The sequence below is a fragment of the Streptomyces sp. JW3 genome (assembly GCF_052216785.1).
Taxonomy (GTDB): Bacteria; Actinomycetota; Actinomycetes; order Streptomycetales; family Streptomycetaceae; genus Streptomyces.
Map to the genome: position 1 here is coordinate 1 of NZ_JBQOUX010000003.1, position 11,444 is coordinate 11,444.

Here is an 11,444-nt window from a genome sequence, read left to right on the forward strand (position 1 = left end):
TCCGCCATGCCGAAGACCTGCATCAGCTTGCAGCCGAGGGCGGGTTCCAGGCGGCGGGCGGCCGATTCGCTGTACTTCGCGCCGCCCACCAGCACCAGCTGAAGACTCGACAGGTCGTGGCCGCCGCGCGCCGCGGCCTCCGTCCACACCAGGGCCAGCGGCGGCACCAGCCCCGTCATGGTGACCCGCTCGGACTCGATCAGCCCGAACGCGGTGGCCGGACCGGGATTCGGGCACAGGACGGCCGTACCACCGGCGTACAGCGCGCCGAGCCAGCCCGGCGAGCTCATCGGGAAGTTGTGCGCGGCGGGCAGCGCGACCAGGAAGCGGGTGCCGGCGTCCACCCCGCAGATCTCGGCGGAGCCGCGCACCGAGTACAGGTAGTCGTCGTGGGTGCGCGGGATCAGCTTGGGCACACCGGTCGTGCCGCCGGAGAGCTGGAGGAACGCCAGCTCGTGCGGCGCGGGCCCGTCGAACGGCCCGGCCGGCTCGCGCGGCACCTCGCTCAGCGGGGTGTGCTCGCCCGGGTCACCGACCACGAACACGTGCTTCAGGCCGGCCGTGCGCTCGCGGACCAGACCGGCGAGCGACCGGTGGTCGAACCCGTCGTGCCGGTCCGGGACGACGTACGCGACCGCCTCGGTGAAGGAGCAGAAGTAGCCGATCTCCGTCTCGCGGTGCGCGGGCAGCGCGTACACCGGCAGCGCGCCGATCCGGAACAGCGCGAAGACCACCTCGAAGAACTCGCCGATGTTGGGCAGTTGGACGACGACCCGGTCGCCGCGTCCGATCCCGCGGGCCGCGAACCCGGCGGCCATTCGGTCGGCCCGCTGGTCCAGTTGCCGGTAGGTCCAGGTACGGCGTACCGGGGCCGGGTCGATCAGGGCGATCCGGTCGGGGTGGGCGGCGGCGCGCTCGCGGAGCATGCCGCCGAAGGTCCGGCCGCGCCAGTAGCCGGCCGCGCGGTAGCGCTCGGCGAACTCGGCGGGCCAGGTGGGGGAGTCCACACCGGGAGTGAGGGTCACAGGGAGGCTCCAACAGCGTGCGGGAACGTACGGAACGTGGCGGCTCGGTACTCCGGCCCGGTGGAACGCCGGTTCAACTTAGGCGAGCCTCACCATAGCTTTCCGCCCCGGGCCGGTCCACGGGGCGTCGTGCGGCTGTTGGCGGAGCGTTCGATATCCGGTACCCGGCGCCAAGCCTGTCGTTCGCGAACCCTCGGTAGCGTGCCCCCGTTCGAACAAGGGCGAACAAGACCGAACAAGAGCGAGCACGGGAGCGACATCATGGCCAGACCCACCGACGCGCACACCCCCGGCTGCGCGTGCCCCGTCACCGCGGACCCCGACGGCGACGGCGTCGCCGCGTCGAGCCGCCGCGCCTTCCTCCAGCGGGCGAGCGCGCTCGGCGCGGGCGCGGCCGTACTGCCGGCGGCGGTCGCGGCAGCGGCACCCGCGTCCGCGGACGACGACCCCTACGGTCGCACCACGGCGCCCCGCGGCCCGCGCGGCACCTGGCGTCCGGACCCGGACGACCCCCGGTTCACCGTCGTGGTGATGCCCGACACCCAGTACATGTTCGACCAGGACCGCATCCACCCGGCCCCGGTGGCGGCGTCCTTCCGCTGGGTCCTGGACCCGGCGGGCCGGGCCGGCGGCAACGACGAGAACATCGTCTTCCTGGCCCACCTGGGCGACGTCACCAACAACGGCCTCGCCGAGGAGTACGCCGCCGCGACCGAGGTGTTCGACCTGCTGGACCGGGCCGGCGCCTCCTACGGCGTACTGGCCGGCAACCACGACGTCGGCGACGACGACCAGCGCGGCGCCACCCCCTACCTGGACACCTTCAGCGTCGCCCGGGCGAGGAAGCGGCCCAGCCACCACTCCTCCAGCCCCGACGGCTACAACACCGCGCACATCTTCCGGGCCGGCGGCCGGCAGTGGCTGCTGCTGGCCCTGGACTGGCGGCTGTCGGAGTCCGGTTTCGCCTGGGCCAACGCCGTCATCGCGGACAACCCGACGCTGCCGGTGATCGTCACCACCCACGAGATCGTCGGTTCCTACGACGACGGCACGGCCGGCCTGTCCGAGTACGGGCAGCAGCTGTGGGACGGGCTCATCAAGGGCAACGACCAGATCTTCCTCACCCTCAACGGGCACTACTGGCCGCCCGGCAGCACCGTCCTGAAGAACGACGCCGGGCACGACGTGCACCTGCACATCACCAACTACCAGGACCGGTACTACGGCGGCGCCGGCATGATCCGCTCGTACCGCTTCGACCTGGACCGCGGCCGGATCGACGTGGCCACCTTCTCCCCGTGGATCCGCGAACTGGCGGCGGCCGAGGAGCTGAACGCGCTGGCCGCGCAGGAGCTGGAGCTGACCTCCGCCGTCGACCGGTTCTCGATGGAGATCGACTTCGACGCGCGGTTCGCCGGCTTCGCGCCGGTGCCGGACCGCAGGGCCCGCCCGGCCCGCCGGATGCTGCTGCCCGGCACGCTCGCCTACTGGCGGTTCGACGAGGACGCGGCCGGCACCGACGTTACCGCCGGCACGGTGGTCAAGGACCAGACGGGCAACGGCAACGACCTCGAACTGCGCACCGTCCCCGGCACCCCGGCGCACGCCCTGGTCCGCACCGACGACCACCACCCCGACCAGCCGGGCCACGCGAGCCTGGTCTTCGCCGGGCAGGGCAACCCGGTCAGCGGCAGCTATCTGCGCACGGTCGACCAGGCCCCGATCAACCGCGAGACGTTCGCGCACGGCTACACCTTCGAGGTCTTCTTCAAGGTGCCCGCCGACTGGGACGGCGGCCGCAACGGCTGGTCGGCGATGCTCAGCCGGGCCGGCACGGCCGCCGCGGCCGGCAAGAACGGACCCACCGCCACCGCGCAGGAACCCGTCCTCAACCTCGGTCTGTCCAGCTCCATCGAACTCCAGTGGAACGCCTACCCGCTCAACCAGGACGGCGCCACCACCGCGTGGAGCCACCTGCTCCAGAAGGACCAGTGGTGGCACGTCGCCGTCGTCAACGACGGCCGCGTCAGCAAGCTCTACGTCAACGGCTGCGAGGAGGGCCGCAACCCCACCAGCAGGGCCGTCGGCCTGACCGCCCTCGGCCTGCCGTTCCTGCTGGGCGGCTACCAGTGGGCCGACGCGGTCAGCCAGGTGTTCCACGGCACCATCGGCGACGTCCGGATCAGCGGGCGGGCACTGGCGCCGAGCCAGTTCATGAACGCCTAGAGGGCTTTCGGGGGCCCTTGGCGGCTACTCCGCCGGGCGCCGCCTGCGGATCACGTCGTCGAGCTGCCCGGCGTCCATCGGCGGGCGGGAGAAGGTGAGACGCGGGTTGCGCAGGCCGGCCAGCGCCACGTCGAGGTGCCGCTCCCAGGCGTCGGGAGCGATGCCGTCGACGGACTCGATCACCCCGCGCAGGCCCCAGACCACGGCCCCGATGTCGGCCAGCGCGACATCCGGATGGACGGCGCCGGCCTGCTTCGCGGTGGTCAGCAGCTCGGCGATGACCGCGTAGACGCGCCGGCGCTGTTCCGGCAGGGACATCTCCCCGAAGGCGTACGGCAGCACCCGCCGGCTGGTGGCCAGGTGCAGGCCGGCCGTCCGCAGGAAGTGCTCCAGCTGCCGGTCGGCGGGCAGCTCGCGGGCCTCCTCGCAGCGCCGGAGCAGCCCCTCGAAGAAGGACGCGGCCAGCGCCCGCAGCAGCGCCTCCTTGGTGGGGAAGCGACGGTAGAGCGCCGCCGGCGCGATGCCCATCTCCCGGGCGATCTGCGCCATCGTCGCCCTGGGCTGCACCTGCTGGAGGGCGCCCGCGGCGCGCCGCAGCAGCCGGTCGTCGTCCTCCCGCGCGTCCGGGAAGGGGGAGTGCTGGTCCGGGTCCGTCACGGTCTCTCCTTCAGAGGGGGTCGCTGTGCCACAGGGTCCTCCCGCCGGCCGGCCGGGTCCCGGTATTACGCCGACCGTGGCGTGGGCCACCGCCACCGTCTCCGGCCGGGAGACGGTGGCGGTGGCGGACCGTCAGACGTCCGCCGACTTCCGCAGCGCCTGCCAGGTCCGCGGCCCGACCACGCCGTCCGCGGCCAGCCCGGCCCCCTTCTGGAAGGCGACCACCGCACCGTGGGTGAGGGGCCCGAAGTCGCCGTCCACCGCGCCGACCTCGGTGATGCCGTGCAGATGCCGCAGCAGGCACTGGAGCTCCCGGACCTGGCTGCCGCCGTCGCCCCGCTGGACGGTGAAGTCCCAGGTGCCGCTCCAGCCCGCGGTGTAGCCGCGGCCGTGCGTCTCGTCCTCGTAGACACCGGGCGTCTCGCAGGTGGGCGGGGCCGCCGACACCGGGCCGGCCGGGTCCCGCAGGGTGTACGCCACCGTCGTCGCCGTGCCCAGCAGGGCCGCCGCCGACACCGCCAGCAGGGCCGGCCGCACCCACCGCCGGGGCCGCAGCCGCGGCAGCCTGGCCGACGGCGCGGCGCCCGCCGCCCGCTCCACCTGCCGCAACAGGGCCTCGGTGGTGACCCGTCCGGCGTGGGTGCGGGCGAGACAGCCGGTGACGACCGGCCGCCAGGCGTCCGGGAGCGCGGGCGACAGCCGCAGCTCCTCCGCGCCGCGCGCGTACCGGGTGGCCGCGGCGCAGCGGGCCTGGGCGGTGCCGCCGGGCAGCGGGAAGGTGCCGGTCAGCACGGTGTGGGCGAGGACCCCGAAGGCCCATACGTCGGCCGAGGGCCGCACCCGCGTGCCCCGCTCGTCGATCTCCGGCCAGAGCAGCTCGGGCGGGGTGTAGTCCGGCGTCGCGAAGGCGGGCGCGTAGCCGTGCGTGCCCTCCAGCTCGGTGGCCATGTTGAAGTCGGCGAGCCGCACCGACCCGTCGCTCAGCAGCAGCACGTTGGCGGGTTTCAGGTCCCCGTGCACCCAGCCCGCGTGGTGCAGCTGGTGCAGCCCCTCGCAGACCTGGGCGAGCAGCGCCGGCCCCGCCGCCGGCCGCGGCTCCCGGTCCAGTACGGCGTCCAGCGACGTCTCGGCCCGCTCCAGTACGAGGACCGTGGCGCCGTCGAGCTCCGGGTGGCCGGGGTCGTCGACGGTCAGCGTCTCGTACATCCGGATCAGCCGCGGGGCACGCAGCCGGCCCAGTAACTCCACTTCCCGTTCGGCCAGTTCGCCCAGGTGCCGGAGCTGACGCGGGGTGCGGGTGCCGGTGGGCAGGAACTTCAGGGCCGCCCGGCGGGGCGCGCCGGGCCGGGCGTCGCCGATCCGGCCGCCCGCGTAGACCGTGGCGAACGCGCCGGAGGCGAGGGGTTCGCGGACCTCCCAGGAACCGATCCGGTAACCCCGCGGGACCCGCACGGCGTACGGCTGCCCGGTCATCGGACCACCTCGCCCGGGACCGGGGCGAGCACGGTCAGGTCGTCCTCGCGGACCAGGTCGAACCGGAGCGCCAGCGAGACCAGCGACTCCTTCTTGCCGTTGAGCCGCCGGCCGGGCTCGGCCGCGTCCGGGCCGGGCCGCAGCCGCAGTTTGACGGCCAGGTAGTCGATGTTCCAGTAGACGGCCGAGCGGCTGACCGCCGGCCAGAGGGGCCGCAGCCGCTCCACCAGTTCCTCGACCACCGGCAGCGGGGCGTGCGGCGCGCCGCGCAGCCGTGGTTCGCACAGGGCGGTCAGGACCGCGAAGTACCGCTTGGTCCGGTCCAGGGTGAACGCCGGGGCCGTCAGCGGTCCGGTCAGACCGTGCCGGGCCACACTGCCGAAGACGTGCCGCGGCGCCCACACGTCGAAGGCGAGCAGATCGCCCGCGGCGGGCAGCACCACCCGCGAGAACTCGAACGGCACCGGCGCCTCGATCCGGCCCGGCGCCACCTTGATGTGTTCCCCCGCGCCCTCCGGGTTCTCCACCACATAGGTCTGGTGCTCGCTGAGATTGCTCAGCAGCCAGAAGTTCCCCTGCGCCGTGATCTCCCCGGCGACCCGGGACACCCCCTCGTGCCCGATCGTCAGGCCGTCGCCGGCCGCTGCCCTGCCGAACGCGAGCCGCTCACCGCAGGCGATCCGCAACTGCCCGCCCGCGCCGCCGCCCGGCGGTGGTACCACGATGACGCTGTACACGGAGCCGTCCCCCCTTCTCCGACGCCATGGGGGCACGCGGGGCGCGTCCCCAGTCCGACGAGGGGCAGGGTATGGGCGTTCACCGACGGGGCGAAGCTTTGCCGGAGCCACGGCGAGTCCCTGAACGGGAGTGCGGGAACGCGGCAACGCGTGTGCGATTACCGGCAGTTGGGCGATGGTCGGGCGACCGGGGACGGCACGGACGGGGCTCCGGGCGGCTCCCGGACGCGCGGCAGGCCCGGTCCCGCGACCCACAGCACGCTCAGTACCGCGTCGCCGCGGACCGGTTGCTGGACGGGCCGGCGGACTGGACCGGGGAACCGGCCGCGGGCCCGCCCCGCCGCCCGCCTCGGCGCGTGCGGCGACCCGCGGACCGCGTGGGCGAAGGCGCGTCATCCGCCCGGCGGCGCGGGAGGCAGCAGGGGCCGGAGCTCCGACAGCGCGCTGTGGGTGAGTGGGGACGGCGGCGCCGACTCGGGCGGAATGCGGCGGAAGGCGCTCGGCGACATGCCGTAGACCGCGCGGAAGCGCCGCGAGAAGTGGTACGCGTCGGCGAAGCCGCACTGGGCCGCGATGGCGCCGAGCGAGAGGTTGCTCAGCCAGAGCAGCGGCTCGGCCCTGGTCAGACGGAGTCGTTCGATCCCGGCCACCGGGCTGACGCCGAGCCGCCGCCGGCACAGCCGGTTCAGGGTGCTCGGCGAGACCCCGGCCGCCCGCGCCAGCCACGCCAGGTCCAGCGGCCGGGCGACTCCGTCCGACCAGTGGGCGTGGACCGCCGCCGTCATGGCGGCCAGCGGCTCCGGGAGCGTCCGGTCGCCCGGGTGCGGACCGGTGCCGTGCACGAAGGTGAAGAGCAGCAGCCGCAGGGTCTCCTCGGCGTGCCGCTCCCAGCCCGGCGCGCGGGCCGCCCCGAGGGTCAGCAGGTACTGGCACAGGGCCACCAGCGGATCGCCCCGCCCCGTCAGCTCCCGGACGACCGGCCAACCGGTGTCGTCGGGGACGTCCGCGCCCCCCGCGGCGGGGCAGAGCCGGAAGTGTGTGTAGGCGTGCCGGGTGGGCCGGTGCGGGTCCCAGTGGAAGGTGTCGCGCATTCCGGGCCGCACGAGCAGCAGCACGCTGGGGGTCAGGGGCACCGTCAGCCCGCCGCAGACCCAGCGGGCACTGCCGTGCAGCAGCCAGACGAACTCGTGCGACCGCGCGTCCCTGGGGCCGAAGACCGACCCGGGCGGGTAGTCGGCGACGGCGGGACCGAGCCGGGTCAGCAGCGCGGGGGAGTGGGCCCGGACGAGGCCGGCGCGGTCCGTCACGGCCTCACCGCTCGCAACCCCCGGACCGGTCGGGCCGCACCCGGGGCACCCGGAGGTCGGCGGTGCCCTTGTAGGCGTACGGATCGCGGCCCGCGACCAGCACGATGTCCCGGAAGTCCGCCTGGGCCATGGGGACGTCCTCGCCGGGGGGTGCCCAGGGCAGCAGGGACGAGGCGCGCATGTAGTGATTGACCAGGGCCCGCCGGAAGCCGTGCCGGCCGGTGTTGGGCAGCGACTTGTGCAGCAGATAGCCGTTGAAGAGCAGCACCGACCCGGCCGCGATCTCGACCGGCCGGGCGTCGGCCTCGTCGTACGGGAAGCCGTAGGACTCGACGGTGCAGTCGTAACGGGCGTCGTCGTGCCGCCGGTTGGGGTGGATGACGCCGGACCGGTGCGATCCCGGCAGGACCCACAGACAGCCGTTGTCGACGGTCGCGTCGTCGAGGGCGAGCCAGGCGGCGGTCAGCGACCGGTCCCGGGTGGGGATGAACATCTCGTCCTGGTGCCACGCCTGCCCCGGCCTGCCCTCGGACTTGACGAACAGCATCGACTGCATCGCCTTGATGTCCGGACCGAGCAGTTCGGTCAGCGGTCCGACCACGGCGGGATGGCGCATGGTGTCGAGCATCAGCGCGGACAGCTTGTGCGGATAGTGCACGCACAGGAACTTCCGTACGGTGTCGTCGTCGCTCTCCTCCCCGGCGGCCGGCGGCGCCCCCGCGACGGCGCCCCGCTCGCCGCGGCAGATCCGCACCGTCTCCGCCCGCAGCCGGGCCACCTCGTCCGGTGTCAGGGCGTTCGGCAGCACCGCGTAGCCGTCCCGGTCGAAGCGGGCCGCCAGGGTGCCCCCGGTGCTCTCCGGACGGGTGTGGACGCTCATCGGATTCCCCTTTCCGTGGTGGGCCGTACTCCCGATGGTCCGGAACACCGCCGCCGGGCGCCATGGCCCGTCCGGGCACCCGGATGGCGAATCCGGTCAGTCCGAGATGTTTGATGATCGGTCAGAAGCTGTCCGGGGACCGCCGGTTCACGACTATTGACGGCATTCTCCGGAGCCGAGTACCGTCGCTCAGCAGTCGCTAATACGTATTAACCGGGAGTGCTCATGGTTCCTCCCGAACGACGTCGACGCTCCACCCAGCGGGACATCGCCCAGCGCGCCGGGGTCTCCCAGGCCACGGTGTCGCTGGTGATCAGCGGGGGCGCGACGAGTGCGCAGATCGCCGAACCGACCCGCCGGGCCGTGCTGGCCGCGGCCGAGGAACTGGGCTACGCGGCCAACGTCGCCGCGCGCAGTCTCAAGGGCGGCCGCAACCGGCTGCTCGGCCTCTACACCTTCGAGTCGGTCTTCCCCACCGACCAGCGCGACTTCTACTACCCGTTCCTGCTCGGCGTGGAGGAGGAAACCGCCCGGCAGGGGTACGACCTGCTGCTGTTCTGTTCCGGTGCCGCCCGGGCCGAGCGGTCGATCTACGCCGGCGGGACCAACCGGCTGAAGATCGCGGACGGCTGTGTCCTGCTCGGCCGCAACGTCCGCCGCGAGGAGCTGTCCGCGCTGGTCCGCGAGGACTTCCCGGTCGTCTTCGTCGGACGCCGCGAGGTGGACGGCGGTGAACTCTCCTACGTGGCGGCCGACTACGTCGCGGCGACCGCCGCACTCGTCGCTCAGCTGGCCCGCCTGGGCCACCGGCGCATCCTGTATCTGCGCGCCCAGGAGGACGGCGAGCCCACCCGGGACCGGGCCGAGGGATACCGGCGCGGACTGGCCGAGGCCGGCCTCGCACAGGACGAGGCGCTGGTGCGGGTACTGACCGATCCGGCGGAGCTGACGGCCGAGCGGCTGGCGGGCTGGATCGACGGGCTCGGGAGCACCGCCGTGCTGGTCGAGCCGACCGAGGACGCCCGGCTCACCGGGGCGCTGGCGGTGCTGGCCGACACGGAACGGGTCCGCTTCCCGGCGGACTGCTCACTGGCCCTGCTGGGCGACCCACCGGGGTGGACCCCCGAGGCGCGGGACTGGACGCGGTTCTCGCTGCCCCGGGCCCGGATGGCGGGGGAGGCGGTCCGGGTCCTGGTCGAACTGCTCGACCAGGACACCCCCGAGCCGCGCCGGCTGACGGTGCCCTGCGCCTTCGTACCGGGTGACTCGATCGGTCCGGCCCGCACCCGGCCGGTCCCGTTCCCGCTCCGGCCGGACGGGAGGCCGAAGCCATGATCCGCATGATCGCGCACCGGCTGCTCATCGGGGTCTTCGTGATGTGGGGCGCCGCCTCGCTGATCTTCCTCATCGTCCGGGCCGCGCCCGGCGACCCCGCGACGGTCCTGCTCGGCCCGGACGCGACCCCCGGCCAGCTCGCCGAAGTGCGGGCCACGCTCGGCCTGGACCGGCCGCTCGGCGCGCAGTACCTGAGCTACCTCGGTGACGTCGGCCGGCTCGACTTCGGCGAGTCGCACTGGCTCGGCCGGCCCGCCATGGGCGCGGTCCTGGACCGGCTGCCCGCCACCATCGACCTCACCGCGACGGCCACGGTGATCGCGGTGACCGTGGGACTCACCCTCGGCGTGCTGGCGGGCGGCCGGCCGGGCGGGCCGCTGGACCGGGTGGTCTCGGCCTGCACCATCGCCCTCCAGTCGTTCCCCACGTTCTGGATCGGCATCATGCTGGTGCTGGTCTTCGCCCTGAGCCTGCGGGTGCTGCCCAGTTCCGGGGTCGGCACGCCCCAGCACCTGGTGCTGCCGGCCGTCACCCTCTCGTTCCCGTTCGTCGCGATCATCGCCCGGCTGACCCGGACCAGTCTCGTGGAGACGATGCGCGGGGGCTACGTCCGTACCGCGCGCGCCAAGGGGCTGACCGAGCGGCAGGTACTGATCGGCCACGCCCTGCGCAACTCGCTGATCCCGGTGGTGACCGTGGTGGGTGTGCAGGTCGGGGCGCTGGTCGGCGGCGCCGTGATCGTCGAGAACGTGTTCGCGTGGCCCGGCCTCGGCTCGCTCGTGGTGGAGGCGGTGGCCAACCGTGACTACACGGTGGTGCAGGGGGCCACCCTGCTGATCGCCGGCCTGGTCGTCGTCCTCAACCTGGTGGCCGACCTGCTCATCGCCCAGCTGGACCCGCGGATCCGGACGGGAGCCGTCTGATGGCCGACCTCACCGTCGCCGGCGCACTGCCGGCCGCTGCGCCGCTGACCCGGAGCACGCTGCTGTCCCGGATCCCCGCCCTGATCGTGGGCTGCTATCTGCTGACCGCCGCCGTCGGACCGCTGCTGATCGACTACGACCCGGTGCACACCTCGCTCCAGGACCGGCTGCTGTCCCCCGGGGCCAGGACGGCCGACGGCGGCACGGCCTGGCTCGGCACCGACGGCCTCGGCCGCGACCTGCTGGCCCAGATCGTCCACGGGGCCAGGACCGCGGTGCTCATCGGCGTGTCCACGGTCGGGTTGTCCTGCCTGGTCGGGGTCCTCCTCGGCGCCGTCGCCGGCTACTTCCGCGGCGCCGTCGACGCCGTGCTCGCCCGGGTCTTCGACATCCTGCTGGCCTTTCCCGCGATCCTGCTGGCGATCGTGATCGCGGGCGCCTTCCGGCGCAGCGCCCTGCTGGTCGTCCTCGCGCTCTCGGCGACCGGCTGGATCACCTTCGCCCGCGTCACCCGCGGGATCGCGCTCTCCCTGCGGGAGCGGCCCTGGGTCGACGCCGCCCGGGTGCTGGGCGTGCCGGGCCGGACCGTCCTGGCCCGGCACGTGCTCCCGTTCACGGTGGGACCGGTGGTCGCCCTCGCCACCCTGGAGTTCGCGCTGGTGGTGCTGGCGGAGGCGGGACTCAGCTTCCTCGGCATCGGACTGCCGCCGTCGAGCGTGTCGTGGGGACAGACCATCGCCGGCGGCAAGGAGTACCTGGAGACGCACTGGTGGATCTCCACCCTGCCGGGCATCGCCCTGTCCCTGCTCATCGTCAACGTGGGCATCCTCGGCGACCAGCTCACCGCCCGCTACGGGCGCGGCCGCGACGGCTGACCCACC

10 protein-coding genes are annotated in these 11,444 nt (G+C 73.8%); 4 read left to right on the forward strand and 6 right to left on the reverse strand.

Translation table 11 applies throughout. The features are described 5' to 3' along the window. On the reverse strand, positions 1–1,025 hold a 1,025-nt coding region (locus tag ACTT8P_RS02225; RefSeq protein ID WP_442829778.1), incomplete at its 3' end, for a (2,3-dihydroxybenzoyl)adenylate synthase. A 261-nt stretch (positions 1,026–1,286) separates the two neighbouring features. On the opposite strand from ACTT8P_RS02225, the gene ACTT8P_RS02230 reads away from it, so the two are divergent. After that, on the forward strand, positions 1,287–3,251 hold the full coding sequence (locus tag ACTT8P_RS02230; protein WP_442829779.1) for a LamG-like jellyroll fold domain-containing protein: 1,965 nt from the start codon (positions 1,287–1,289) through the stop codon (positions 3,249–3,251). Between the two features lie 24 nt (positions 3,252–3,275). On the opposite strand, the gene ACTT8P_RS02235 is transcribed toward ACTT8P_RS02230, so the two are convergent. From ACTT8P_RS02235 to ACTT8P_RS02255, 5 genes are all read right to left on the reverse strand, one after another. Further along, the gene (locus tag ACTT8P_RS02235; protein ID WP_442829780.1) at positions 3,276–3,908 is read right to left on the reverse strand and encodes a TetR/AcrR family transcriptional regulator; all 633 of its coding nucleotides are present in this window, start codon (positions 3,906–3,908) and stop codon (positions 3,276–3,278) included. A gap of 132 nt (positions 3,909–4,040) precedes the next feature. Continuing rightward, the gene (locus ACTT8P_RS02240) at positions 4,041–5,381 is read right to left on the reverse strand and encodes a protein kinase domain-containing protein (protein ID WP_442829781.1); all 1,341 of its coding nucleotides are present in this window, start codon (positions 5,379–5,381) and stop codon (positions 4,041–4,043) included. Then, positions 5,378–6,118 (reverse strand): FHA domain-containing protein, encoded by a 741-nt coding sequence (locus ACTT8P_RS02245; protein WP_442829782.1) that lies wholly within the window; start codon positions 6,116–6,118, stop codon positions 5,378–5,380. The genes ACTT8P_RS02240 and ACTT8P_RS02245 overlap by 4 nt, the downstream gene beginning before the upstream one ends. A 392-nt stretch (positions 6,119–6,510) precedes the next feature. Beyond that, positions 6,511–7,425, reverse strand: a complete 915-nt coding sequence (locus tag ACTT8P_RS02250; protein WP_442829783.1) for an AraC family transcriptional regulator — start codon at positions 7,423–7,425, stop codon at positions 6,511–6,513. Positions 7,426–7,429: 4 nt separating this feature from the next. Next, on the reverse strand, positions 7,430–8,305 hold the full coding sequence (locus ACTT8P_RS02255; RefSeq protein ID WP_442829784.1) for a phytanoyl-CoA dioxygenase family protein: 876 nt from the start codon (positions 8,303–8,305) through the stop codon (positions 7,430–7,432). Between the two features lie 225 nt (positions 8,306–8,530). Here ACTT8P_RS02255 and ACTT8P_RS02260 point away from each other — a divergent pair, with 225 nt between their 5' ends. From ACTT8P_RS02260 to ACTT8P_RS02270, 3 genes are read left to right on the forward strand one after another with little or no spacing between them, the layout of a single operon-like run. Next, positions 8,531–9,640, forward strand: coding sequence for a LacI family DNA-binding transcriptional regulator (locus tag ACTT8P_RS02260; protein WP_442829785.1), 1,110 nt, complete (start codon positions 8,531–8,533; stop codon positions 9,638–9,640). Beyond that, complete coding sequence (locus ACTT8P_RS02265; RefSeq protein ID WP_442829786.1) at positions 9,637–10,563, forward strand: ABC transporter permease; 927 nt, start codon at positions 9,637–9,639, stop codon at positions 10,561–10,563. Before ACTT8P_RS02260 ends, ACTT8P_RS02265 begins: the two co-directional genes overlap by 4 nt. Continuing rightward, a complete protein-coding gene (locus ACTT8P_RS02270; protein ID WP_442829787.1) occupies positions 10,563–11,438 on the forward strand; it encodes an ABC transporter permease in 876 nt (291 codons plus the stop codon). Before ACTT8P_RS02265 ends, ACTT8P_RS02270 begins: the two co-directional genes overlap by 1 nt. Positions 11,439–11,444: the final 6 nt, after the last annotated feature.